The sequence below is a fragment of the Mesorhizobium sp. M1322 genome (assembly GCF_040318085.1).
GTDB lineage: Bacteria > Pseudomonadota > Alphaproteobacteria > Rhizobiales > Rhizobiaceae > Mesorhizobium.
Genome location: NZ_JAMYLP010000088.1, coordinates 1 through 24,542 on the forward strand (window position 1 = coordinate 1; position 24,542 = coordinate 24,542).

The window sequence follows — 24,542 nt, forward strand, 5'->3', positions numbered from 1 at the left end:
CCCGGCCGGGGCCGTGCCGGTCGCCTGCGATGACGGCAGGGCGACCGGAGCCGAGGCGCGAGCCTCGGGCTTCGTCCCGGCCGGGGAGGAGGACAGCCGGGACGGATGGAAAAACGAGATGGGGCAGCGGGACTTGTGCATGGCCGTATATAAGCACAACTCAAAAAATTATGCAAGCTATTCTTTCATGGACGAAACCGATTCTTATGTTTCAGATGCGCCATGGCGAAAACCTCATTGTCGATCAAGGTCGGGGCGGCGATCCGCAAGGCGCGCAAGCAGCGTGGCCTGGTGATGCGCCACATTGCCGAGCATAACGACACTGATGTCGCCGCTGTCGGCAACTGGGAAACCGGCCGCAACCTGCCAAAAACCGAGAACCTTTTGAAGACCGCCGCCTTCCTGCGCGTCGACCCGGTGGCGCTCGGCAAGGGTGAGGTCGTCTTCCTCGACAACGCCGACAATGTCGCCGACGCAGAGATCGTCACCGACGCCGCCCCCCTGCCCGCCGGCCCGATGGATATCGAGCTTCTGGGCGCGGCGGTCGGCGGCGACGACGGCGATTTCACCTTCAACGGCGAGGTCGCCGGCTATGTCCAGCGCCCGCCCGGTATCGCCCATTTGCGCAAGGTGTTTGCGCTGCATGTGCTCTCCGACTCGATGGTGCCGCGCTACGAGCCCGGCGAGATGCTCTATTGCGGCGGCCGCGACGCCGTGCCCGGCGACCATGTGGTGATCGAGATGTTTCCCGAGGAAAACGAGCGCAACGGCAAGGCCTTCATCAAGAAGCTGGTCAAGCGCGCCGCCGCCGAGCTGGTCGTCGAGCAATACAATCCACCGAAGACGCTGACCTTCAACCGCTACGCAATCAAGCACGTCTGGCGCGTCATCCCACTCAAGGAACTGCTGGGGTACTAGGGCGGCGGGCATTATCTCCCCCGCAAGGGGGAGATGGCGTTTCCACCTTCAAGCCCGTCTGGATCTCTCCAGGGGAACCTCGCGCTCGCTGAGCATCCGCGCCTCGGCACGGCGCTGCTGCTGCTCGTCGATGAACGCCGCCTGGACCGCGACCGCCGCGCCCGGCAGCCCGTCGGCGCGGCAGGCCGAGCAGCGAAGGCGCCCCGAAAGGGCCGCCAGCGGCGTCTGCGCGGTCACCCCGAAGCGCTTGAGCTCCGCCGGCTTCCACCATCTGTTGCGGCCGCAATCGATACACTCGACCGCGATCGAGACGACCTCGGCGATCGTCGCTTCCTTGCCCGGCAATGCCATCGTCCCTAGTGCCTCAGTTCCTGTTTTGTTCGCATCATCATCGGTTTTTACCGAAGAGTCGAGTCGGTTCTGCCCAACCATAGTAAAAGTTTAACTTGCGCACGTTTTTGAGTTATGCTTTCATGGAATACCGACAGATGGTTAGCGCCGCGGACCTACGCATGGGCGGCAAGACCGGCATCTGTCGCGGCCGCCGCAAGCCAAGGAAACCAGGATGGACGCCCTCTCCGCTCAATTCGCCCGCGATTGCGGCTATACCGGCGACAGCCCGGCCATGCTGGCGGCCTTCGCCGCCATTCGCCTCGACGGCATAGGCAAGGCCCGCCTGGGCCACTACCAGCGCAAGGCGATGGTCGACCGGTTGAAGCATGGCGAGGCGCTGTTCCAGGCGGCGATCCGCCCGGCGCAGTCGGCCGAGGAGGCGCTCGAGGACGCCGCCCGCTTCATCGCCTGTTATCGCAACATGCCGCGCTGGCGCCAAGAAAGACGCGGCGCCGATCTCGCCCGCGCCAAGCAGCGGCTCCTGGCGCGCTTCTTCCGCCGCTACGGCCACCGCCTCTGGGCGCAGCGGGCCGCGTAAGCCGGAGGATCGCCGACGTCATTGGCTAGCGAATGCCTGGATCGCTCTTGCCGTCGCCAAGCCCGCGCCGTATGTCTCCCCGCAATGAGCGAGATTGAGTTCCGTCGCGCACAAGCGCCCGACCTGCCGGCGATTGTTGCAATGCTTGCTGACGACGCGCTCGGCGTGGCCCGCGAAAACCCGTCGACGCCGCTCGCGCCGTCCTATGTCGATGCCTTCCAGGCAATCGATGCCGATCCCAACCAGCTGCTGGCGGTGGCTGTCGAAGCGGGGCAAGTGATCGGAACCCCGCAGCTCAGCTTCATTCCGGGTATTTCGAGGAAAGGCGCCTGGCGCGGGCAGATCGAAGGCGTTCGCGTCGCGCGACAATGGAGGTGTCGCGGTGTCGGCAAGCAGATGATCGAATGGGCGATTGAAGCGTGCCGTTCGCGAAACTGCAGCTTCGTTCAGCTCACCACCGACAAGAGCCGACAGAAGGCGCACGCTTTCTACGAGCGCCTCGGCTTTACCGCCAGCCATCTCGGCTACAAGATGGCGCTATAACGCTCGATCGGCTGATTGCCGAAGTCGGCGCTGCCCCTCATCCGCCTGCCGGCACCTTCTCCCCGTATAGGGACGGGGCGAAGGGGCTGTCCGCAACCTCGGCACTTTCCTGCAACGTTGGTGATTGGCGAAACCATCGATGAGAGCGTCCTTCGCCCCGTTCCCTATACGGGGAGAACTGCCCGGCAGGGCGATGAGGGGCAGCGCAAACCTGAAGCGATTGCCCTCCGCCTGCCTTCCACGCTCCTTGACAATCCATCGGCAATCTTCTCTTTATGTTCCATACGAACCACCTCAAGACAATGCGGCGTTCGAACCGCTGCGGGCGAACGGGCCGGATGGAAGCCAACATCCTCCACGCTGATCTGGACGCCTTCTATGCCTCGGTCGAACAGTTGCTCGACCCGACCCTAAGCGGCAAGCCGATCGCCGTCGGCGGCGGTGTGGTGCTGGCCGCCTCCTACGAGGCCAAGGCATTTGGCGTGCGGGGCGGCATGCCAGGGCGGCGCGCCCGGGAACTCTGCCCCGGGCTGATTTTCGTCGGCGGCCATTTCAAGGATTATCAGCGGCTGGGCGATGCCGCCATCAAGGTGCTCGGCGATTTCACGCCGCTGGTCGAGCGGATTTCCATCGATGAGGCCTTTGCCGATGTCGCCGGCTGCACCCATCTGTTCGGCCCGCCGGCCGAGATCGCCACAACTATCCGCCGCCGCGTGCGGGCAGAGCTTGGCCTGCCGATCTCGGTCGGCGTGGCGCGCACCAAGCATCTGGCCAAGATCGCCTCGCAAGTGGCCAAGCCCGACGGGCTGGTAGTCGTCGATCCGCGCCACGAGCTGGAGTTTCTGCACGATCTGCCGGTCGAGTTGATGTGGGGCGTCGGGCCGGTGACCAGGGAGCGGCTGGCCGGCATCGGCGTCAACACCAGCGGCGAGCTGGCGAAGACGCCCGGCTGGTCACTGGAGCGCCTGCTCGGCCCGGCGGCGGGCGAAAAGCTCAACGCGCTGGCCTGGAACCGCGATCCGCGCAAGCTCGAGACACAGCGCCGGGCGCGATCGGCCGGCGCGCAGTCGGCGCTCGGCAAAAAACCGGCCGAGGAGGAAGTGTTCGTGCCGGCGCTGCTGCATCTGGCCGACAGGGTCGCCACCAGGCTGCGGGCGAAATCGCGGCCCGGCCGAACGGTGACGGTCCGCGTCCGCTTCGCCGACCTGCGCTCGGTGACGCGCTCGACCACGCTCGACCAGCCGATTTCGGCAACCTCGATGCTGGCCGAGATCGCCGAGGCGCTGGTGCGCAAGGTGCTTGTCGATCATCCGCACGAAAAACCATCTCGCTGTTGGCGATCGCCGTCTCGCATCTGGAGAAGCAACCGGCCCTGCAGCTGGAACTGCCGCTCGGGCTCGACGACGACCGCCGCCGCCCCGGCACCAGGAAGGGCGCGGCGCGCTGGACCGCCGACCGCGCCATCGACAAGATCCGCGACCGCTTCGGCTGGGAGGCGGTCGGCTATGCCTCGGTCGCGCTCGGCCAATCGCGCTCGGTTCCCGACGCGTTTCGCGAGCTGGCCGAAAAGGAATTGTAAGGCAGTAGGGCAGTAGGGCAGTAGGGCAGTAGGAGAGTAGGGGGAATGGCCCCTTCTTTCCCACTTCCTACTGTCCACTGTCCACTGTCTACTGTCTACTGTCTACTGGCTACTGGCTACTGGCTTCTGGCTACTGGCTACTGGCTACTGCCCTACTCCCCTACTCCCCTACTCCCCTACTCCCCTACTCCCTTGCAAGTGGCGACACGGCCGGTCCGTTCAAAGCCGTGCCATCGATAGCAAAATGCGAGCCGTGGCAGGGGCAGTCCCAGCAGCGCTCGAGGGAGTTCCAGTGGACATGGCAGCCAATATGAGTGCATGCAGCCGAGCGCTTGTAGAGCGTGCCGTCCTCATCGCGAAACGCGGCGATTTTGGTGAGCCCTTCGCGAACGATGGCACCTTCACCCGGTCGCAGCTTGTCGACGGAATCGATTTCGCCAGGCGCGATATACTCGGCAAAACTCTTGATCGCTGTCGCATTCTCCGCCAGGTAATCGCCGATCGCGCCTGCCGTCTTGCGGGACGGTTCGTAAAGTTCGCGCCAGGGACTTTCCCCCTTCAGAATCAGGTCGGAAATCAACAGGCCGGCCACGACGCCATGGGTAATGCCCTGGCCGGAATCCCCGGTCGCCACAAAGACGCGGCTGTTGCCAGGATTGCGGCCGATGAACCCCGCATAATCGACCGTCTCCATCACCTGCCCGGACCACCGGTTGGTTTCCACGCCGACATCGGGGACCAGCCTCTTGGTCCAGGCCGCCAGGGCCGCGAAGCGATCACCGGCATCATCGGCCTGTCCTGTTTTGTGGTCTTCGCCTCCGACGATCAGGAAGTCGGTCCGACCTTCGCCAGGCTGAAGCCGAACGTAGTGGTAAGGGTCCTCAGTATCCCAATACAGCGCATCCGGCAGGGTATCGCGCGCGATCTCGAACGACATCGCGTAGGTCCGATAGGGCGCTTGCTTGGTATGGAGGGCGACCCGATCGTTGATCGGCGAGTTGGTGGCGACAACGGCCGATTTGGCAGACACGGTAAAGCCCGAAACCGTGGTTACGCGCACGCCGCCGTCAGTCTCCTCGAGGTTTTCGACGATGGTATCGGCATAAAGCACGCCGCCGCGCGCGCGGATGCCTGCGACCAGTCCGCGGAGATATTTGAGGGGGTGGAAGGTCGCCTGATTGGCGTATCGAAGGGCCTGCCCGTCCGAAAAGCCTGCAAACGGCACACCCCTGATCTTCTCGACGTCGACCCCGATTTTCAGAGCGGCGTCCAGCTCGCGCTTGATATCGGATTCTCGGCCGCCGGAAGCCGGAAAGAGAAAGCCGTAGAGGCGTCGGAAATCGCACGCGATACTGTCCGTCTCCTGGATTGATTGGATACGGTCGATAGCGGCCGATTGGCTTTGATAAAAAATCCGCGCCAGGTCCTCACCGCGCAATTTGATCAGTCCCGAAAAATAGTCATCGCAGACGGACGACAGGTGCGCAGTGGTGCGCGCCGTCATGCCGCTTCCGATCCGGCCGCGGTCGACGACAGCCACCTTTTGCCCGGCGACGGCCAGTTCGTGGGCGACCGACAGTCCGGCAATTCCAGACCCGACGATCACGACATCGACCTGTTCGCTCTGCCCGAGCGACGCCGCATCGGGCGCTACTTCGGTCGCCGCCCAGAGGGATACAGTCCTTTCGTCGCTGACATTCATCGGCGGAACCTCGCGTCCACGACATCCGGTAAACGAACGCGAGGATTCAAAGTTCCTCCGCGCGTTTTGAATGCCGATCGAGGCGGCCCTGGCCGTCAGACCAAAAGCGTTGCGCTGCCCCAGGCGATCAGGGCAATGCCGACTGCCCGGCCGACCCACGGGCCGGCAGGAAACAGCTTTTCGACCAGCACCAGAATGGCGAGCCCGGCTACCCACACCAGATTCATGATGCCGCCCACGAACAACAGCGCCATCAGCATCCAGCAGCATCCGACACAGAACGCCCCGTGCATGGCGCCCAGACGCAGCGCGCCACCTGCGTGCGGACGCCAGTGTCGGGCAAGGAACGCCGTCGGTGCCCGGCAGTGTGACAGGCAGGCGTTCTTGAGCGGCGACAGCTGATACAGGCCCGCGGCGATCAGGACGGTGGCTGAAAGCCAGCGGCTCTGCGAACTCATCATCGTCGCGGAAACGACGGCCTCGCGTTCGAGCAGCCAATGCAACGCGGTCGCCGCGACGGCGAACCCCAGCCAGACCAGGAGGTAGCCTGCCATAAATACGCCGGTCGGCGCGAGCTTGTCCTGGATCTGACCCTGTGCGAGCGCATGGCGATGCACGCGCGCATAGAGCAGGATGGTCGGCGCCGCACTCGGGGACATCATGGCGACCATCATGACCCACCACATTGCGATCATCAGCGCCCAGTTCGCGGCCCCCCAGGCCCGCGATTCCGTCGCCATGGCCATCGCGCCCATGTCCATGCCAGACATATCCATGCCGGACATATCGGGGGTCACGCCGGCAGTTTGCTGGTGGGGGAAAAGCGCGAGCCTCGACATCTCCCACGCATTCATGCCGAGCCCTGCACCGGCGGCGATATAAAGCCAGGCCAGCAGGCATAGCGCCACCACGCCCGCGATCGTGATGACGCGGTCGCGTCTAAGCAGGCGTTCCAGTGGCGACGCGCTGTCCATGCGAGGCGTCAGGCCCGCACCACCCCGTGATTGTTGAGATGCAGCCGGGCGAACTGGCCGTAGCTGTCCTTCGTGGTCACCTGAACCGGCCCGCCGGTGGTGCTCGAAGCGCTGCCGATCTCGGCGACCGTATATTCGAAGCCGTTCGGCAACACGATCTGAGCCCGCGAGTCCGCGCCCGTCACCTTGTTGCGGATCGGTTCGCCGACCGTTTCGATGTAGTCCTTGACGAAGATGCGGCCCCTGCGGCCGTCGATATCGAGGTCGAGATCGATCTTGGTGAAAACCGGCTCATTCATCTTTGTCACGGTTGAGGCGTAGACGGCGAACATCGTCGCGAACGGGTCGGTGTCCTGGCCGGTCATGATGCGCAGCAGCGCCTGACGCTGCCGGTCGGTTGCATTCTCGTCGACGAAAGCGATGGCTTCGCCATTGCCTTCGTGGATCGCGCCAGGCCATTTGAAGATCGCGGCGATCCGCAGGCCGTCGAGAGCGGTTTCGCCATGATGACCTTCGTCAATCTGGATGCCCGCCACCGCATGGCAATGGCCTTTGTCGGGCAGCGCATTGAATTGACAGTTGCAGCCATATTCGCAGGTGCAATTGACGAGTTCCCGTCCCTTGATTTCCCAAGACGTCATGCTGTCCTCCCTGATGCGAAATATGCGAAGTATGCGAAGTATTAGACCATCATCATACACCTGCGCCGGCCGTACCGCCATCCTGTCGCGCCATGGAAGACGGCAGCCCATCCCGCCTTCTCGCTGAATAATGGGTGAACGTGTGCCTTGGAGATCGTGAGGCCGATATCGGAACGGCAGAAATGCGGTCGGAACGGGCCTTTCTCACTGCACCTGCGAAGGTCCGGAAACGACCCAAAAGCGGTCGTTTCCGATAGCGGCAAAAGATTTTGGCAGGACAGGAAAAATCGGTCTCGAATGCTGCAATCATCATCATGTCCCGCCCAGGTTGTGGACACTTCCTTCTCATAGGCGCACTCTTAGCGTACGAAACGCGAGAGTGTTTCGTCCAATGCTTCACATGCTTGACTTGCGTCGGTGATTGTCTGACCTATCCGGATACTTCCGGCTGGGCAGACCTCACATTGTGTCGCCTATCCGTGATCAGGCTACGGCCGAAGGCACGTTGCAGCCCGTTCCGGATCAACTGGGAGGTAAACAACATGCCTGATTTTCAGCCCAGAGAACTTCTCGTTCAAGGAAGCGCGGCTCTTGCCGCAATTGCCGCTCTCTATACCTCGCGTCGGGCTTACGCTTTTCCAAAACGGCCGAGCGAGGAAGTTATTCCGTGGCTGGATCAGCCGACCGAAAATCCCGATCCGGTAGGTATTCAGAAGCAGCTTGTCTGGGAGGATTTGGATAGCTGGATAACTCCAAACGACAAGTTTTTCAGCATCTCGCATTTCAACCGACCAACGATCGACGAGAAGACGTGGTCCATGGAGATCGGCGGCCTGGTCAAGAAGCCCTTGAAATTGACACTCGCCGACGTCAAGGCGCGGCCGCGGCAGGAGGTCGTTTTCACCGTGGAATGCTCGGGCAATCACGGGTTTCCCTTTTTCACCGGCGGCATCGGCAATGCTCGCTGGGCAGGGACGCCGCTCGCCCCGATCCTCGAGGAAGCCGGCGTTATGGAGAAGGGCATCGAGGTCGTCTTTTTCGGTACTGACACAGGCGAGGTCGCGATACGCGACGTCAAGATGCAGCAGAACTTCGCTCGCAGCATGTCGCTCGCCGACGCGATGAAGCCCGACAATCTGCTCTGCTATGAAATGAACGGAGCCGCCTTGCCGGCGCCCAATGGCTTTCCGGTCCGGCTCATTGCGCCGGGCTGGTACGGGATCGCCAACGTCAAGTGGCTGGAGCGCATCGAGGTTCGCGATACGCGGTTCATGAGCCTTCTGATGGCCCGTGACTATGTCACCATCCGGGAGGAAGACCACAACGGCGAGACCGTATGGGCCGAGACTTCGGTCGGGCGAGCGCTGATAAAGTCCGCGCCCGCGAAGGTTACCCGGAAAGACTCAGATTACTCCATCATTGGCGCGGCCTGGGGGGCGCCGATCGACCGGGTCGAAGTGCAAATCGATCAAGGGCCTTGGGCACCAGCGACCATCGACCGCAGTGAGGAGGCCGAGCACGCCTGGAAGATTTGGTCCCTGGATTGGGCAAATCCCGCTCCTGGAGAACACACGGTGACCTCGCGCGCGGTCAGCACCACGGGACAAATTCAGCCGGCAATGGATGACCCCTTGATTGCCAAGAAACACACATACTGGGAAAGCAATGGCCAGGTGACGCGCCGCGTGCGCGTCGACTAAGAACTTGCTGCCATGTAGCGATTGCGATTGGATCTGCCTGATCCGAAAGCTTGCGGAGAGGGCTGGCGCGCCCCTTCGCAAGCTCAATCAAAAGGGCTGCGGCGGGCACACCGCCGGGCGACTTTGACCACGGCTTCGATTCCCTTCTTCTTCGACACCAATTACGACGCGCTTCTGCTGCCGAGCTGCAGCGGCGAAAACCGACGGCCAAATATCCGCCGCCGGCGAATACGTTGCCGGACGCCTGGCCGAAACCTGCGCGCACACCACCACGCCCTGAGACTGCGTGGGGCGCGGTGGCTGGCGAAGGGAGTATTGAAGCCGATGCTCTACGTCGCCCCCCCTGCCGGCCCACTTGATCGGATGTCGCCATCGCGTTCGCCAGCTCCAACGCTGGAACAAAGACGCTGCCAATCTCCTCCTTGTGGGGGAGATGTCCGGCAGGACAGAGAGGGGCGCCGTCCAGGGCGCCGTCCCGCAGCCTTCGCAACAAAAAAATTCCGATTTCGAACTGACCGAAAAGGAACCGAAAGGGAATTGTGAGCCGGCCTGGCCGGGCGGTGCAATGCCGAAGCCCACTTTGCGCCAGAAGCGGACGCTTTGCTGCGAAGCTCTCAACGTCTCGATTGGGTCTGGAAGCGGACGGTCGGCTTTCAGCCGTTAAAGGGGTGGAAGCGGACATTCAGGACCTTGGGGAGCATCGGCGCGATCTGACCCATTCCGGTCATTCCCAGAGCATTTCGGCGTCTCCAAAGCGGACACTCAGCCAAGCCGGCGCTGATGACCTAAGCGGACATCTTGTCGAGACAGCATTCCGTTCAGAACTCGTGGATGGAAGGACCGGCGCGTTGCCATTCCGAGTAACACCGCCATCCTGTAGTTATAGCCATAACACGGTCGCGCACACTCGCGTCCGAAGCAGGACTAGAATAGGCTGAAGGTAAAGCCGCTTCGACCGACCAGGGAAGGCGCAGGGCACGTATGGAGCGACGGCTTACAGCAATACTTGCTGCCGACGTGGTTGGTTACAGCCGCCTCATGGGCGAGGACGAGGTAGGAACGCTCGAGGGACTGAAGAGCTGCCGTCGCGAACTGATCGACCCGGAGATCAAGAAACACCACGGCCGCATAATCAAGCTCATGGGCGACGGCGCGCTCGTCGAACTCGCCAGCGTCGTCGATGCCGTCCAGTGTGCTGCTGTGATCCAGCGCCGGATGGCCGACCGCAACAAGGGTATCGCCGAAGCCCGGCAGCTCCGGTTTCGCATCGGCGTCAATCTCGGCGACGTCATCGTCGAGGGCGACGACATCTATGGAGATGGCGTGAATATCGCGGCGCGCCTGGAAGCGATGGCCGAGCCAGGCGGTGTTTGCATCTCCGGCACGGCGTTCGATCACGCGGTGCACAAAGTGGATGTCGGCTTTGCGGATCTCGGAGGGCAGCGCCTCAAGAATATCGCCGATCCGGTTCGCGCCTATCGGGTTCTGCTCGATCCCGGAGACGCGGGGAAGATCTTAGCGGCGCCACGCCGGCCAGCTTCGCCCATCATGATTTTGGCAGGAGTAGCAGCGCTGCTCATCGTCTTGCTTGCAGGCATTTTTGCATGGCAATGGCAAAAGCTCTCCGCGCTCGAAAAGCCATCCATTGCAGTACTGCCGTTTACGAACCTGAGTGGCGATCCTGGCCAGGACTATTTTGCCGACGGCATCACCGAAGATTTGATCACCGACCTTGCGAAGCTTTCCGGGCTCGATGTGATCGCCCGTAACTCCGTCTTTGCCTACAAAGGAAAACCCCTCGTTTTGGCAGATGTTGGGCGTGACCTTGGGGTGCAATTTGTCGTTGACGGCAGCCTGAGGCGGACCGGCGATCAAATCCGCCTCAACGCGCAGCTCATCGATATCGCCACTGGCGACAATCTATGGGCTAATCGGTTCAATCGCGGCATCGCGGACGTGTTTGCAGTCCAGGACGAGATGAGCCGGGAAATCGCCAAGGCGCTCGGCGTCCAAGCTTCGGCAGCCGAGAGCGAGCGAATGGCACGCCCGCCGACTGCAAATCTCGAAGCCTATGATACCTACCTCCGTGCGGAGCGGGAGGCGCGCACCGGTCGAGGCGACGGATTGCGCGAGGCGCTTGCGCTGTATGAGAAGGCGCAGAAGCTCGACCCCACTTTCGCCGAGGCCTTCGCCGCCGACGCACGGCTGAGTGTCTATCTTTGGCGCACTGCCTCCGATGATATCATTCAGAGCGCGCTTGCGCGAAAGAGAGCATATGAGAGGGCAAGCCGTGCTTTGGAGCTCGATTCGGAGTTTTCATCGCCCTACGCCGTTCTCGGGATTATGCAGGTCATGGATCGCCGCTATGAAGATGCGATCACCTCGGCGGAGCGTGCTGTCGCATTAGGCTCCGGAGACGCTGCGACGCAAATTGCCGTTGGTTATATCCAGCTGTTCGCCGGCAACCATAACAAAGCGGCATTGGCGGTCGAGACGGCATTGAAGCTTGATCCCAATCTGGCTCCGATAGACCGGGAGGTTGTCGGGGTTGTCTTGCTTTTGCTCGGGGACGCCAGGAAAGCCATTGAGACTCTCGAGCGCGCTCGCGACGATGCTCCAGAGGCGGGCAGCCTTAGGATTCTGCTCGCAGCGGCCTATTCCCGCGCCGGCCGTACAGAGGACGCCAAAGCGGCGATTGCGGACGGCCTCCGGCTGGTGACGAAGACCGAATCCTTGGCTCGACTGCGGTCGTTGGACGCGTTTCGGAATCACTATGCCCATCTTCGCAACGCTGAAGATTTGGCGCCGATCATCGACGCCCTACGCCTGGCAGGACTTCCCGAATGGCCGTTCGGCTTCACCGCCGATGAACAGGACCGGTTGAACGGCGCGGAAATCGCATCTCTTGTTGTTGGCAAGACCTTGAAAGGCAACCTCGAACCCGACGGGCTTCCAGCCATTATGCAGATAGAACAGGACGGCACGGCAGTCTTCCGCACGATGACACGAATGCTCACCGAGAAGGTCTACGTCGATCGCGACCTCTTATGTGAGCATAGCGAAAATATGTTTGGGCGCCCCATCTGTGGTCCCGTCTACAGACGCAGGGACGCTGCCGGCAACGGGTATTCTTATGTCAATACAGGTATGGTGTTTCACTTCGTGACAGTGAATTGAGCTCGCAAGACTCAGGGGTTATTGATCAAGTTCCAATCCGGCTCATCGACTGCCAACTTTGCTTCGACGACCGGCCATTTTGCATCGCCCTTCGGAACAAGATCATCGGCATTGTCCGCAAAGGCGGCCGCGTTCCCTTCGTCGTAGATCAGGTAGAGCTTGCCATCGATGATCTTGAACGCTTCCGGATCGACATTGACGGTGACGGATTCATGGAGTGCGACCTCGCCCGCGCAGTAACCACCGTATTGAGGAGCGTATTTGGCAGGTTCGCTCATGAACATTTCCTTGTGTTCCTTGCTGGCGAAATGCCACGGCGTGCCAAGCCACTCATAGGAAAAATCTTCCGAACCCTTCACGGCCTTGCCATCGGTGAAATAAGCGACCGTGTCGTAGCCCATGATCGCCACTCCGCCGAAGTAGCCGGTATTCACCGAGTCGGCAAAGGCAGAGCCTGCACCGGCCATCAAGGTGAGCGCACATACGACGGCCGACGCCGAATTGGGAACCAGTCTGATCGATATGTTCATCTGCGTTCTCCGTTCAATCGTGGATAGCTTCGCACTTCGCAGCGTTCGCTTCGCCGAGGACTTTCGCCTGGCACGTCGCGCCATGCCGTTTGAATAGTTTTATGATGTCGGTATTGCCCTTCCAGAACGCGCGGGTAATCGGCATGTAGCCATGACCCTCGGCATGGTTCACATCCGCACCTTGCGCAATGAGGAATTCTGCCAGTTCGACATGGTTTTCCTCACCCGCTATCACCAAGGGTGTGACCCCAGACTTGTTAGCCGAGTCTTCGAGCACCGCCCCCTGTTCAAGCAACAGCTTGGCGATTGGGAGGCTTCCAGAAAAGGCAGCCGCGTGGAGGGGGGTAAACCCACCGGAATTGCGCGCCATGACGTCGGCGCCCTTGCTCAGCAGGAATTCCGCAATGGGAAGCTGATCGTCGAGAGCAGCAGCGATGAGGAGCGTTGCCTGGTCGCGTGCCCGGCTGTCGACGTCGGCACCGCCTGCCAAGGCTTGCTCCACGGCACTCTTGTCGCCGGCAGCGATGGAGTCGAACAACGGCTCACCTGCGACTACTCTTGTAGCCGCCAATACCAGCATAGTAAGTGCCAGCAGTCCGCGCATCGTGTAGAATAGCATATTAGCTTCGAGTCATACAAGCTGCATTGGGCTCATCGGGGCAGATGCCGGCGGACAGCGCGGCCGGATGTCCGCTTTAAGCTCCACCAGGGAAGTCGCCTCCGGGTCACGGCGGAAGGTTCCACTCGCGACCGCAGGCTGTGCCAGATGCCACCTCAATAAATAGGCAGCCGATGGCGCAACCTTGGCCATGTCGCTTTCGCGCGCCATCTCAGCACCATTTCCAGCCCTTCCCCTCACCCCTCCACGGCCCTGATCTCCGCGTCGACCAGGCACCAGGGCGCGTAGCGGAAGTCGCGGATCTGGACGACCTGCTCGTCCCGCCATTCGACCAGCATGAAGCCGCGCACGGCGCCGTCCGGCTCCTGCGGGTTGCGGATCAGGATCGCCGGCCTGCCGTCGACAAAACCCAGCGACAGCGCCCAGTCGCTGATGCGATCGTGATTGCCGAAATAGGTCGACACTTCGGCCTTGCCGCGCAGGCGGAGGCGGTCGACGAGTTCGAGCTGGATATCCTCGGCGATCAGCGCCATTGCTCGGGCCGCTCGACCGCCATGCTGCCGTCGAGCGCCTGCAGCGCCTTCAGCAGCGTCTCCTGCACGATGTCCTCGCCGTCGATCACCGAGCCCGCCATGCGGGCGCAGTAGCGATGCAGTTTCGGACGCAACCCGGGGAGCATCGCCTCCAGGGCCGGCCGGTCGAACTTCCGTGGGATCATGGCGTCCATTCTCTTGGCTGTAGCACAGTCGCTCTATCCGGCCTTACCCTCCTCAAGTACATGGTAGTTGCCGATGATTTTGGCAGGCGATCGCTTGACCGAGGTAGAACGTCGCTCCGCATGGTTTTGCGTAAACGCCTCGAAGGCCGCAATCCCGGTCAGCGCGGATGCATCGTTTCCCACGCCGACGACGTGGATGAACTCGCCGTCATCGAGTTCGAGCACGAGATAGCGCACGGTCTGCGGCGCCGTCTCATCCAGCGCCTCGAACACTTTTGCCACCAGCGCGCGGTTCTCTTCCAGCCCGGAGTCTTTCACGCTGTAGCGAATGAGTTTGTAGCCCATGGTTCGTCTCCTGATTGGTTGGTCTCAGCGGAAGACGACCGGAGTTACCGAAAAGATTCCCGGCTCGGCATAATTCTTTTCGGCCGCCTGCCCTTGCCTGTGGCTGGCTGCGCGGCAGCCGTCAACGAGACCGATCAATGCACATCCAGTTTGCCGAACTGCCGGTGTTCGACCAGGACCCGCGCCAAGGGCGTTCTATACCAGGCATTTTGCCTGCCAGGTCGCGACCGACGAGACGATGGGCGACGGCGGCTGGCGCTGGATCGAGCTGCTGCGATTTCGTCGAACACCCGGCCCGCGAACTGCCGGATGCTTGCCAGGTTCGACAGGTGAGCGTCATGACGGGGCTTAAGAGTAAATTACGAATACGAGTCAGCGCTACATCTCACAGCCGCTCAGCGCAGCGACCCTGATCGCGAGAAGCCCGCCACCTTGCGAGTGGCGGGCCGGCCGCAAGACCAGGAGAGTGTTATCTAAGCCTCCACGGCCGATGCGACACCCTCGTTTGCGCGTCTCCTCAGCGGCGCGCGATCAGCAAGCAAAGCTCACGTAGGTCGCGATCGTATGTGCCGCCGCTCCCGAGCACGTCGACGCAGCGCTTCTTCATGCGAGTCAGTTGGCTGCTGGACAACTGCGAGACCACGCTCACGCCGGGAGTTCCGGGGGTTCCAGGAGTTCCGGGGGTTCCAGGGGTGCCGGGTGTGCCAGGAAGGGTTCCGCCGCCGACGCCAACACCGACGCCCACGCCGATACCGCCTGTCCCACCGACATTGGCACCCACACCCGCTGTGATGCCGCCGGAGCCGCCTACATTGGCGCCTGCGCCGGCAGTGATGCCACCGGTGCCGCCCACATTGGCGCCGGCACCAGCGGTAACGCCCTTGCTGCCGCCAATCGATGCACCGGCGCCGGCATTCACCCCGCTTCGGCCGCCGATCGAAGCGCCGACACCCGCGGCAATGCGTTTTTTGCCGCCAACCGATGCACCGGCGCCGGCATTCACCCCGCTGCTGCCGCCGATCGAGGCGCCAGCCCCCGCATTGATGCCGCCACTGCCACCGACCGACGCGCCGAGACCGGCGTTTACGCCCCCACTGCCGCCGATCGAGGCGCCGGCCCCCGCATTGATGCCGCCACTGCCGCCGACCGAGGCGCCGAGACCGGCGTTTACGCCGCCTCGGCCGCCAACCGATGCGCCGGCGCCGACGCTAATGCCGCCTGCGCTGGAAGGGAAAGACAGAGATAAAACAAGTGCACCACCGGCTAAAGCTGTGGCGAGACTCTTAACGACATTTGCCATGACACTCTCCTTTGGTAGCTACCTCACAGTAGCAGTTCGAATGCCTGCTACATTAGAAACAACGAACTCAAAGGGTTTCTGGATTACTAAAAAGGAACTATGTTTCGGATCGTAACTTACCGTTAGCAAAATATTCTGAAACAATTTGAATACAAGTTGTGAAAAAAGCCTGATATCCCTTCCGGGCAAACTCTTCCTACCTAGTCTGCACAACACATTAGCGAACCAAGCCCGAACTGACAAGAATTTGGAACATCAGCTGAGGGTAACAGAAACGAGCCGCTCCGAGCGGCCGTTAGTGCCTGTCGTGTTCGCCGTGAGCATGTTCATGGGGATGGATCCGCATCCGCGCTCGCCAATCTTATATTCGCCGCCGCAAGCGCCGGCATGTGCTCGAACAGCTCTTCTTCCAGTGCTGCCGTGAGCTTTTTCGCTTCGCAGACCGGCAAGCTTTCTTCGACGGCGATGGCAATGTCGGCGTGCAGCCTGTGGCCGATCCACCGCGCCTTGGCCTCGACGATGCGCGCTCCCGGCACATGCGCGGCGGCATGGTGGATTTCGCCGATGACATCAGGCTCCACGCCGTCGAGCATGCGGGTCAGCACCGAGCGGGCCGACTGCCAGACGATGCCGAAGATCGCAAGCGTGATGAGCAGGCCGACGATCGGGTCGGCCAGCGCAAAACCGAGCCAGACGCCGAGCGCCCCGATGACCACGGCAAGGCTGGTCAGCCCGTCGGTGCGGGCGTGGTAGCCGTCGGCAACGAGTGCGGCGCTGTTGATTTCCCGGCCGACGCGGATGCGGAACACCGCAACGGCCTCATTGCCGAGAAAGCCGACAAGGCCTGCCGCTGCCAGCCAACCAAGGTGGGTCACCATTCGTGGATTTATCAAACGGTCGATGGCCTGATAACCGGCGACGATGGCGCTGAACAGGATGATCCCGACGATGATGATCCCGGCCAGGTCCTCGACACGGCCAAGGCCGTAGGTGAAGGTCGGCGACGGCTTGCGCCGGGCCAGCATGAAAGCGATCCACAGCGGAATCGCGGTGGTGGCTCACCGATGTTGTGGATCGTGTCGGCCAGCAGCGCCACGCTGCCCGACAGCGCGACCACGACCATCTGCAGCGCCGCGGTGATTGCCAGGATGACGAACGACCATTTTATCGCCCAGATGCCCCGGTCGGTCGTCGCTATGGTCGCATCGATGACCCCGTGGCTGTGCGGTCCGCTGCCGTGGTCGTGACCATGTGCGGCATGATCGCGCGGCCCGAACCCGAGCCAGTCGAGAATGCGCGCGCCGAGGCTGCTCACAGGTATTTGACCGCTCACAGATATTTAGCCAGTTGCTTGAGTTCCGCCAGCGAGTTGCCGCCCGCTTCGGCGGTGTCGGTCAGGCAATGCTCGATATGATCGTGGATCAGTTCGCGCTTTGCGCTGCTGATAGCGCTTTCCACGGCATGGAGCTGCTGCGCCAGGTCAACGCAAGGACGATGGGCCTCGAACATCGACAGCACCGCCGCAAGGTGGCCTTGCGCGCGCTTCAGACGCTTCACGATAGCGGGATGCGAGCGGTGGACGCCTTCGGACATGCCTGCTTTCGTATCCCCCCCGGGGAGGATAGAGTCAATCTTTCTGAGCCCACCTTCCCCTGTGTATCCTATCGGTTGAAGAAAAACCGTCAGCGCCCAGCGACCTGCCACCTTCCTGCGGGTAGCCCGCCGGCCGGCCCGTATTATTTCGTGACCGCGTTGCGCTGGAACCTTCCCTCCCACCACGCGTTCGGGGCGCTGTATTCACGATGCCTTATATTTAGGCAAAGGCGACGGCGAATACCGGCGGGGAGGCAAAAGCATGGGTTGGGGAGGAGCATATTGTATGTCGAACCGTGAAATAGGAACGTCCCACACATTGGGGCTGCGCGTCGCTAATCTCAAAGCCAGGATGCAAAGCGCCCGGATTACCGAGCACGAAATGAAAACCTTTCAGAAGGTCGCCGCGGTGATGCGAGGAGGTGAAGGCTCCCTGCGGCTCGATGCCGACGACCTGATTGCCGCGTCTTTCGTCGTCGAGACGCTGGACGATTCCAGGTCGAATTGACGATCGTGGCGCTTCCGGCGATCAGCCAAGGCGTCGGAGCCAGGGAAGCGGCGCGCCTGAGACTGCCGACGCTTTCCTGACACGCTGCAAATGTCCTGGCGCTCGGCCACCGAGACGGGGTCCGTCCGGTAGAGCGCCAGGATTTTTCAAACACAGCGGCTGGCAGACGGAACGGAAGCCGCGCAGCAGGTTCGCCGGCCGGGCCGGCCGATGATTCCGCGACATCAGCGACGTCGCGCCGCATCACCGGCACCCCGTCGACTACACCACATTCGGATACTCGTATACGAGTATCCACATATCCACCCTGGCGGGTTTCTGTTAGGCAAGACCTGACAGGGAGAATCGATTGCGTGAACTTGGCGACGTCTTGATGCAGAGACCGCTGACGGTGGCGGAACAGGTGGCCAATGTGCTGCGGGAATCCATTGCCGAAGGCAGCCTGGCGGCGGGCACGCCACTGCGCCAGGACGACCTTGCCGAGCGGTTCGGCTTCAGCCGCATGCCGGTCCGCGACGCGCTTCGCCAGCTCGAAGCCGAAGGCATCGTTTCGATCCATCCGACCAAGGGCGCGCATGTCGCCAGGATGGAAGCTACCGAGATCAGGGAGATCTTTGCGGTCCGCGCACTGCTCGAATGCGAAGCGCTGCGGCTCTCGGTCCCCAACCTCGGCAATGAGAAGCTCGACGAGGCCGGCTATGTCCTCAAACAAATCGATGCCGAGCCGAATGTCGGCCGCTGGGGATCGCTGAACCGTGCCTTTCACCTGGCCCTTTACAGCGCCTGCGGCAACGCCCGGCTTCTCGGCCTCATCGAAGGCCACCACAATGCGGCCGACCGCTATGTTCGCGTTCTCCTGTCCAACCTCAACTATCGCAGCCGCTCGCAGTCGGAGCATCGCGACCTGTTGAAGACCTGCCGCCACCGCGATGCCGGGGCGGCCGTCCGTGTCTTGCGAAAGCACCTCGGTGACGGCATGGAAACGCTCGCCCAGGCTGGAGATGGGCTGGCGGGAAAGTCCTGAACTTGCCGGAACGGCCACGCAAGACGATGACGTCACGGCCGAACACCGGCCGGCAACGTCCCTCGCCTAACCCAGGCCTCAGCCCCCCGGGCGTCAGCCTTTGCCGGGCGCTGTCGAAACTCGGCCTGTGCTCGCGCAAGCAGGCCGAGGTTCTGGTCGCCGAAGGGCGCGTCCGGGTCTCGGGCATAATCGTGCGCAACGGCTCGATGCGCGTCGATCCCGGCCGCGACCGCATCGAGGTCGACGGCAGCCGCGTCGTCGCTGAGCGCAAGGTCTATGTGATGATCAACAAACCGCGCGGCCTGGTCACCACCCGCGACGATCCGCAGGACCGCGGCACCGTCTATGACTGCTTGGCAGAACTCGACCTGCCCTTCGTGTCGCCGGTCGGCCGTCTCGACAAGGCCAGCGAAGGCCTGCTGCTGATGACCAACGACACGCGCTTCGCCCAGCGCCTGCTCGATCCCGCCTCGCACGTCGCCAAAATCTATCACGTGCAGATCGGCGCCCTGCCCGACGAGGCAATGCTGGCGCGGTTGCGCGCCGGCACCACGGTCGATGGCGAAGATTTGACGGCGCGGTCGATCGAAATCCTGCGCAGCGGCACCAGCACCGCCTGGCTGGAAGTCACCCTCGACGAGGGCCGCAATCGCCACATCCGCCGGCTGCTCGGCGCGCACGATGTCGAGGTGCTTCGCTTGGTGCGGGTGGCGATCGGTCCGTTGCAGCTCGGCGAGCTCGCCAAGGGCAAGGCCCGCCACCTCACCGCCGAAGAGCTGGCGCTGTTTCAGGGCTGAGCTGCCTGTCCCTCTACGCCCTTCGAAGTCTACGACACCCCTTACTTCGCGTCGTGGAAGATGATGCCGACGGTATGGCGCAGGCCAGAGCGAAGCCGGCTGACGCCGTGCCTGAGATTGACGCGGTAGCTGCCTTTGCTGCCCTGGACCGGGCGATTGTGGACCGCGAAGGCAACCGCGTCACCCTGGCGCAGCGGCACCACCTCGGCCCGGCTCTGCATGCGCGGGCGCTGTTCGGTCAGCACGAACTCGCCACCGGTGAAATCCTTATCCGGTTCAGACAGCAGGATCGCCACCTGCAGCGGGAAGGCAAGATCGCCGTAGAGATCCTGATGCAGGCAGTTGAAGTCGCCGGGACCATATTGCAGCAGGAGCGGCGTCGGCCGCGTCTGGCCTTGCTCGTGGCATTGCTCGAGAAACACGGCGTGTTCGTCCGGGTAGCGCTGGGCGATGCCCATGCGCTCGTTCCAGTCGTTGGCGACCGCGGCGAGACCCGGATAGAGCGCGGTGCGCAAGCCGCCGATCAGCTCGGGCAAGGGATAGCGGAAATAGCGATACTCGCCCTTGCCGAAGCCGTGCCGCGCCATGTGGACATGGCTGCGGAAATGACTTTCGTCGGGATAGAGCCCGGCGATCTCCCGGCATTCTTCCGGCGTCAGCAGCTTTTCCATCACGGCGCAGCCATAGCCGCTCATCTCCTCGGCCAATGCCTGCCAGTCATAGCCGGTGACGCGCGCTTCCGCCGATCGGACCGCTGCCTTCGAACCTATCGAAATGAATGGTCATGGCTTTGCCTCCTCTGGCTTCTTCTGGCATCAGAGATGGGTGAAGTAGCGCGTGCAAACCACCCGTTTCCTGCCAATGGCGTTGTTGTGGCGAAGAACGGGGCGTTGAAGCTTAAATCAGCTTCTCTAGCGTGATCGGCAGATCCCGCACTCTTTTGCCGGTGGCGTGGTACACCGCATTGGCGATCGCAGGCGCCACGCCGACGATGCCGAGCTCGCCCACACCCTTGCCGCCGAGCACCGAGGAATGCGGGTCGGGGATGCCGACCGAGATCACCTCGATGTCGGGAATGTCGGCATTGGTCGCGATGAGATAGTCGGCCAGATTGTTGTTGACGATGCGGCCGTGCCGGCGGTCGACGATGCCTTCCTCCAGCAGCGCCTGGCCGATGCCCATGATGATGCCGCCCTTCCACTGGCTTTCGGCGAGCTTGGGATTGTAGAGCCGGCCCGAATCCAGCGCCGATACCACGCGCGACACGCGAACCGTGCCAAAGTCCTCGTCGACGCGCACCTCGACGAAATGCGCGCACCAGCTATGGCGGGAATAGTCGCCTTCGGTGTGCGACAGCGCCATCGCTATGGTCGTATTGTTCTTGTAGCGATCCTCCGCCGTCCAATGGGCCGGCGTGGTGTCGCCCATCGCCTCGATCTGCTCGCGTCCGACGCTGCCGAGCAGCTCGGCGATCGAGACCTCAGGGCCTTCGCCACGCGGTGAAGCGATGCGGCCATTGGCGACGACCAGCGTGTTGGCCTGCAGGGCATGGAACGGCGAATTTGGATCGCTGATCGCCAGCCCGACCAGCTGGTCGAGCGCGGCAGTCGCCGCCTTGTGCACCGCGCCCGTCATCACACCGGCCAGCCGCGAACCGCCGGTGACGCCGGCGCGGGCATAGCGGGAGTCGCCTAGCTTCACCACGACGTTCTCAGCCGGCACGCCCACCACTTCGGCGGCGGTCTGCGCCAGGATCGGATAGGTGCCCTGCCCCATGTCGATGCTCGAGCTTTCGACCTCGACCGAGCCGTCCGCGAGGATGCGCACCATCGCCTCGCCATAGGCACGCCGCACCGGATAGGTGCCGGCGGCAACGCCCCAGCCGATCAGCTGGTTGCCATCGCGCATCGAGCGCGGCTCTGCCGTGCGCCTCGACCAGCCGAAGGCCTCGGCACCGGTAGCGAAAGCCTCGCGCAGCTGCCGTGTCGACCACGGCTTTTTCGCCTCCGGATCCTGTTCGGCATAGTTCCTGAGCCGGATTTCCAGCGGATCGATGCCGATTTCGTAAGCCAGCTCGTCGATCGCGCTTTCGATGCCGAAGGCGCTCGGGTTCTCGCCCGGCGCGCGCAACGCCCCCGGCACCACCGTATTGACCCGCACGACATTCTGCCGCGACGAGAAATTCGGCGTCGCATACATGATCGAGGTGACCGAACCGAGCGGCTCGACCCACATGCCGTCGACCGAAGTCTCGTTGACGCCGCGGTGCACGATCGATTGGATCCGTCCTTCGGCGTCGGCACCGAGCGCCACCGTCTGGCGCGTTGCCGCCCGTCCGCCATAGGCGGTGAAGGTCTGCGGCCTGGTGACCGCCAGCTTCACCGGCCGGCCCAGCATTTTCGCGGCCATCGCCGCCACCGCGCCGTAGCCGTAGGCGAACGCCTTGGAGCCGAAGCCGCCGCCGATATAGGGCGAGACCAGGCGCACATTCTCGAACGGCACGCCAAACCATTCGGCATAGGTCCGGGCCATGCCGTCGAGCCATTGGCTGGGCTCCCACACCGTGAGCCGGTCGCCCTGCCATTGCGCGATCAGCCCATGCGGCTCCATCGGCGTCTGGTATTCGCGCGGCGTGTTGTAGGCGGCGCAGATCCGCACCGGGGCGGCGGCGAAAGCCGCCTGCGCATCACCCCATTCCTTGGGCATGGTGTCGATCGGAATGCCGTCGCCGGCCTTCGGATCGTCGAGATCGACGATTGCCGGCGTCTCGTCATAGGCGACCTTGACCAGTGCTGCGGCCGCGACCGCCTGCTCGAAACTCTCGGCAACCACCGCCGCGACATGCTGGCCGCTGAAGGTGATGTCGCGCGCCAGCGGGCAATAGGGAGCGTCCGGCGGCGGCGTGCCCAGCCAGTCCGTCGCCGAGTTGAGGCGCAACGCATTGTCCGGCGTCAGTACCAGAAGCACGCCCGACGCGCTTTCAGCTGCGGCCGTGTCGATCGAACGCACCTTGCCGGTGGCAATCGTGCTCTCGACGAGGACGGCGTGGCTGAGCCCATCGAGCTGCTGCTCGACAGCGTATTTTGCGGCACCGGTGATCTTGGCCGGGCCATCGACGCGCGACAGCCGCCCGCCCACTGCTGCCGCGAAGACGGCGCCGTCCGATGCGTCGCCCCTCTTCGATTCACCCCTCCTCGAATCACTTTGTCTTGATCTGACGTCGTGAACGGTCATGCCGTCTCTCCCATCTTGAGGATGGCGCGGGCGACGATGCGCGGCGCCAGTTCGATCTTGTAGTGGTTGGCGCCATGGTCGACGGCACCCTCGATGGCGAGCAGGCTGGCTTGTTTGACGATGTCAGCCTCCAGCAGCTTGCCTTTCAGCGCCTCCTCCACGGCGCGTGCGCGCCACGGCTTGGTGGCGACGCCGCCAAGCGCCACGCGCAAATCCCTGATCGCCCTTCCGTCGGGCTCAAATTCGATACCGACGGCGGCACTTGCAGCGGCGAATTCGTAGGATTGCCGATCGCGGATTTTCAGATAGGTCGAGTGCTGGGCGGCAGCGGAAGCAGGAATGCTGATCGCGGTGATCATCTCGCCTGGCTCGATCGCATGTTCCCTGTCGGGGGTCGTGCCCGGGAGCAGAAAAAAGTCGTCGATCGCGACCTGGCGGTCGCCGAGATGAACGATCGCGTCGAGCGCAACGAGCGCCGTCGCCAGATCGCCCGGATAGGTGGCGATGCAGGCTTCGCTGGTGCCAAGCACGGCATGGCCGCGGGTGACGCCGCCGATCGCTGAGCAGCCGCTGCCGGGCGCACGCTTGTTGCAGGCGGGAAAATTCGCCGGATCGCGGAAATACGGGCAGCGCGTGCGCTGCATCAGATTGCCGCCGATGGTCGCCATGTTGCGGAGCTGCGCCGAGGCCGCCTGCCACAGCGCTTCCGAGACGGCGGGGAACCGGCTCTTGATGTCGGCATGGTCGGCGACGCTGCTCATTCTTGCCAGCGCGCCGATCGTGACACCCCGGTCGTCGACCGTGATCCTATCCAGTCCCTTGAGATGGGTGATGTCGACCACGGTCTCGGGTTCGGCCACGCCGCATTTGGCGAGATCGATGAGCGTCGTGCCGCCGGCGAGCAGCATGGCGCCGGGCAGCGCCGCCGCCTGGCGCGCCGCATCGATGGAATTGGCGCGCAGATACGAAAAGTTCCTCATGACGCGGTCTCCATGGATGACACGGTCTCCATGGATGACGCAACCTCCAGTGCCGCTTGGCGCACGGCGGCGACAATGTGCGGATAGGCGCCGCAGCGGCAGAGATTGCCGGCCATGTATTCGCGGATTTCGTCATTCGAGCCGGCATGGCCCTCGCGGATGCAGGCGACCGCCGACATGATCTGGCCCGGCGTGCAGTAGCCGCACTGGAAGGCGTCCTGTTCGAGGAAGGCGGCCTGCACCGCGTGCAGCGTGCCATCGCCGTCCGCAAGCCCTTCGATTGATGTGATCGCCCTGCCCTCGGCCTGGGCGGCGAGCGTCAGGCAGGCCAGCACGCGCTGGCCGTCGACATGCACGGTGCAGGCGCCGCATTGGCCCTGGTCGCAGCCCTTTTTGGTGCCGGTCAGGCCGAGATGGTCGCGCAAGGCATCGAGCAGCGTGACGCGCGGCTCGACCTCCAGTTCATGGCGATGTCCGTTGATTTGAAGTTGGATGGGAATTCGGGTTTTGCTTGTCATGGGGCGTCTGGTTCCAGTTGCTTGACGCGAAGGGGGATGATCTGGTGCCCGGCCGGCGAGCGGCAAGGCCGGGGAAGATTGGCGAAAGCGGCGGCGCGCATAATCTCCCCCCTTGAGAGGGCTTTGCACGGGAGCCGAAGTTTGGCGCAGATGGCGCGTGGGGCGTTTTTTGAACCGCAATCGAGCCACATTGGCCCGGTTTGCGGGGCAT

26 protein-coding genes are annotated in these 24,542 nt (G+C 63.0%); 10 read left to right on the plus strand and 16 right to left on the minus strand.

The window, feature by feature from the left end:
• Positions 1 to 222: 222 nt before the first annotated feature.
• Positions 223 to 918, plus strand: coding sequence for an XRE family transcriptional regulator (locus NKH12_RS24655; RefSeq protein ID WP_352955550.1), 696 nt, complete (start codon positions 223 to 225; stop codon positions 916 to 918).
• A gap of 48 nt (positions 919 to 966) precedes the next feature.
• On the opposite strand, the gene NKH12_RS24660 is transcribed toward NKH12_RS24655, so the two are convergent.
• On the minus strand, positions 967 to 1,269 hold the full coding sequence (locus NKH12_RS24660; RefSeq protein ID WP_352955551.1) for a hypothetical protein: 303 nt from the start codon (positions 1,267 to 1,269) through the stop codon (positions 967 to 969).
• Between the two features lie 214 nt (positions 1,270 to 1,483).
• Here NKH12_RS24660 and NKH12_RS24665 point away from each other — a divergent pair, with 214 nt between their 5' ends.
• The 3 genes from NKH12_RS24665 to dinB all read left to right on the plus strand — a co-directional run bounded on the left by NKH12_RS24665 (position 1,484) and on the right by dinB (position 3,987).
• Positions 1,484 to 1,849: a hypothetical protein gene (locus NKH12_RS24665; protein ID WP_352955552.1), complete on the plus strand. Its 366-nt coding sequence runs from the start codon at positions 1,484 to 1,486 to the stop codon at positions 1,847 to 1,849.
• Between the two features lie 84 nt (positions 1,850 to 1,933).
• Complete coding sequence (locus NKH12_RS24670; protein ID WP_352955553.1) at positions 1,934 to 2,392, plus strand: GNAT family N-acetyltransferase; 459 nt, start codon at positions 1,934 to 1,936, stop codon at positions 2,390 to 2,392.
• A 338-nt stretch (positions 2,393 to 2,730) separates the two neighbouring features.
• A complete protein-coding gene (gene dinB, locus NKH12_RS24675; protein WP_502910839.1) occupies positions 2,731 to 3,987 on the plus strand; it encodes a DNA polymerase IV in 1,257 nt (418 codons plus the stop codon).
• Between the two features lie 168 nt (positions 3,988 to 4,155).
• On the opposite strand, the gene NKH12_RS24680 is transcribed toward dinB, so the two are convergent.
• From NKH12_RS24680 to NKH12_RS24690, 3 genes are all read right to left on the minus strand, one after another.
• Positions 4,156 to 5,673, minus strand: a complete 1,518-nt coding sequence (locus NKH12_RS24680) for an FAD-dependent oxidoreductase (RefSeq protein ID WP_352955570.1) — start codon at positions 5,671 to 5,673, stop codon at positions 4,156 to 4,158.
• A gap of 95 nt (positions 5,674 to 5,768) precedes the next feature.
• Entirely contained in the window at positions 5,769 to 6,647 is an 879-nt protein-coding gene (locus NKH12_RS24685; protein WP_352955554.1) for a DUF2182 domain-containing protein, read from the minus strand.
• Positions 6,648 to 6,655: 8 nt separating this feature from the next.
• On the minus strand, positions 6,656 to 7,288 hold the full coding sequence (locus NKH12_RS24690; RefSeq protein ID WP_352955555.1) for a DUF1326 domain-containing protein: 633 nt from the start codon (positions 7,286 to 7,288) through the stop codon (positions 6,656 to 6,658).
• Positions 7,289 to 7,830: 542 nt separating this feature from the next.
• On the opposite strand from NKH12_RS24690, the gene NKH12_RS24695 reads away from it, so the two are divergent.
• Together NKH12_RS24695 and NKH12_RS24700 are read left to right on the plus strand one after the other, a co-directional pair.
• Complete coding sequence (locus NKH12_RS24695) at positions 7,831 to 8,988, plus strand: sulfite oxidase (protein ID WP_352955556.1); 1,158 nt, start codon at positions 7,831 to 7,833, stop codon at positions 8,986 to 8,988.
• 981 nt (positions 8,989 to 9,969) lie between these two features.
• A complete protein-coding gene (locus NKH12_RS24700) occupies positions 9,970 to 12,165 on the plus strand; it encodes an adenylate/guanylate cyclase domain-containing protein (RefSeq protein ID WP_352955557.1) in 2,196 nt (731 codons plus the stop codon).
• Positions 12,166 to 12,176: 11 nt separating this feature from the next.
• Here NKH12_RS24700 and NKH12_RS24705 read toward each other — a convergent pair whose 3' ends face one another.
• The 7 genes from NKH12_RS24705 to NKH12_RS24735 all read right to left on the minus strand — a co-directional run bounded on the left by NKH12_RS24705 (position 12,177) and on the right by NKH12_RS24735 (position 16,702).
• Positions 12,177 to 12,632 carry a YHS domain-containing (seleno)protein gene (locus tag NKH12_RS24705; RefSeq protein ID WP_031256172.1) on the minus strand — a complete coding sequence of 152 codons (456 nt, stop codon included), beginning with the start codon at positions 12,630 to 12,632 and terminating at the stop codon, positions 12,177 to 12,179.
• A gap of 76 nt (positions 12,633 to 12,708) precedes the next feature.
• The gene (locus tag NKH12_RS24710; protein WP_127293766.1) at positions 12,709 to 13,299 is read right to left on the minus strand and encodes an ankyrin repeat domain-containing protein; all 591 of its coding nucleotides are present in this window, start codon (positions 13,297 to 13,299) and stop codon (positions 12,709 to 12,711) included.
• A 251-nt stretch (positions 13,300 to 13,550) separates the two neighbouring features.
• Entirely contained in the window at positions 13,551 to 13,847 is a 297-nt protein-coding gene (locus tag NKH12_RS24715; protein WP_352955558.1) for a hypothetical protein, read from the minus strand.
• Entirely contained in the window at positions 13,838 to 14,041 is a 204-nt protein-coding gene (locus tag NKH12_RS24720) for a sigma factor (protein WP_352955559.1), read from the minus strand. The genes NKH12_RS24715 and NKH12_RS24720 overlap by 10 nt, the downstream gene beginning before the upstream one ends.
• A gap of 24 nt (positions 14,042 to 14,065) precedes the next feature.
• On the minus strand, positions 14,066 to 14,377 hold the full coding sequence (locus NKH12_RS24725; protein ID WP_352955560.1) for a hypothetical protein: 312 nt from the start codon (positions 14,375 to 14,377) through the stop codon (positions 14,066 to 14,068).
• 517 nt (positions 14,378 to 14,894) lie between these two features.
• Positions 14,895 to 15,677: a hypothetical protein gene (locus tag NKH12_RS24730; RefSeq protein ID WP_352955562.1), complete on the minus strand. Its 783-nt coding sequence runs from the start codon at positions 15,675 to 15,677 to the stop codon at positions 14,895 to 14,897.
• A gap of 326 nt (positions 15,678 to 16,003) precedes the next feature.
• Complete coding sequence (locus tag NKH12_RS24735) at positions 16,004 to 16,702, minus strand: cation diffusion facilitator family transporter (RefSeq protein WP_502910840.1); 699 nt, start codon at positions 16,700 to 16,702, stop codon at positions 16,004 to 16,006.
• 39 nt (positions 16,703 to 16,741) lie between these two features.
• On the opposite strand from NKH12_RS24735, the gene NKH12_RS30620 reads away from it, so the two are divergent.
• Positions 16,742 to 16,924: a hypothetical protein gene (locus NKH12_RS30620; protein WP_502910841.1), complete on the plus strand. Its 183-nt coding sequence runs from the start codon at positions 16,742 to 16,744 to the stop codon at positions 16,922 to 16,924.
• Between the two features lie 82 nt (positions 16,925 to 17,006).
• Here the strand turns inward: NKH12_RS30620 and NKH12_RS24740 are convergent, their stop codons facing one another.
• Positions 17,007 to 17,270, minus strand: a complete 264-nt coding sequence (locus NKH12_RS24740) for a metal-sensing transcriptional repressor (RefSeq protein ID WP_352955563.1) — start codon at positions 17,268 to 17,270, stop codon at positions 17,007 to 17,009.
• A 286-nt stretch (positions 17,271 to 17,556) separates the two neighbouring features.
• Here NKH12_RS24740 and NKH12_RS24745 point away from each other — a divergent pair, with 286 nt between their 5' ends.
• From NKH12_RS24745 to NKH12_RS24755, 3 genes are all read left to right on the plus strand, one after another.
• Positions 17,557 to 17,778 carry a hypothetical protein gene (locus tag NKH12_RS24745; protein ID WP_352955564.1) on the plus strand — a complete coding sequence of 74 codons (222 nt, stop codon included), beginning with the start codon at positions 17,557 to 17,559 and terminating at the stop codon, positions 17,776 to 17,778.
• Between the two features lie 349 nt (positions 17,779 to 18,127).
• Positions 18,128 to 18,802, plus strand: a complete 675-nt coding sequence (locus NKH12_RS24750) for a GntR family transcriptional regulator (protein ID WP_352955565.1) — start codon at positions 18,128 to 18,130, stop codon at positions 18,800 to 18,802.
• A gap of 26 nt (positions 18,803 to 18,828) precedes the next feature.
• Positions 18,829 to 19,599, plus strand: a complete 771-nt coding sequence (locus NKH12_RS24755) for a pseudouridine synthase (RefSeq protein ID WP_352955571.1) — start codon at positions 18,829 to 18,831, stop codon at positions 19,597 to 19,599.
• A gap of 41 nt (positions 19,600 to 19,640) precedes the next feature.
• On the opposite strand, the gene NKH12_RS24760 is transcribed toward NKH12_RS24755, so the two are convergent.
• From NKH12_RS24760 to NKH12_RS24775, 4 genes are all read right to left on the minus strand, one after another.
• The gene (locus NKH12_RS24760; protein WP_352955566.1) at positions 19,641 to 20,294 is read right to left on the minus strand and encodes a 2OG-Fe(II) oxygenase; all 654 of its coding nucleotides are present in this window, start codon (positions 20,292 to 20,294) and stop codon (positions 19,641 to 19,643) included.
• Between the two features lie 202 nt (positions 20,295 to 20,496).
• Complete coding sequence (locus NKH12_RS24765; RefSeq protein ID WP_352955567.1) at positions 20,497 to 22,833, minus strand: xanthine dehydrogenase family protein molybdopterin-binding subunit; 2,337 nt, start codon at positions 22,831 to 22,833, stop codon at positions 20,497 to 20,499.
• Positions 22,830 to 23,813, minus strand: a complete 984-nt coding sequence (locus NKH12_RS24770; protein WP_352955568.1) for an FAD binding domain-containing protein — start codon at positions 23,811 to 23,813, stop codon at positions 22,830 to 22,832. Before NKH12_RS24770 ends, NKH12_RS24765 begins: the two co-directional genes overlap by 4 nt.
• Positions 23,810 to 24,331, minus strand: coding sequence for a (2Fe-2S)-binding protein (locus NKH12_RS24775; protein WP_352955569.1), 522 nt, complete (start codon positions 24,329 to 24,331; stop codon positions 23,810 to 23,812). Before NKH12_RS24775 ends, NKH12_RS24770 begins: the two co-directional genes overlap by 4 nt.
• Between the last annotated feature and the right edge of the window lie 211 nt (positions 24,332 to 24,542).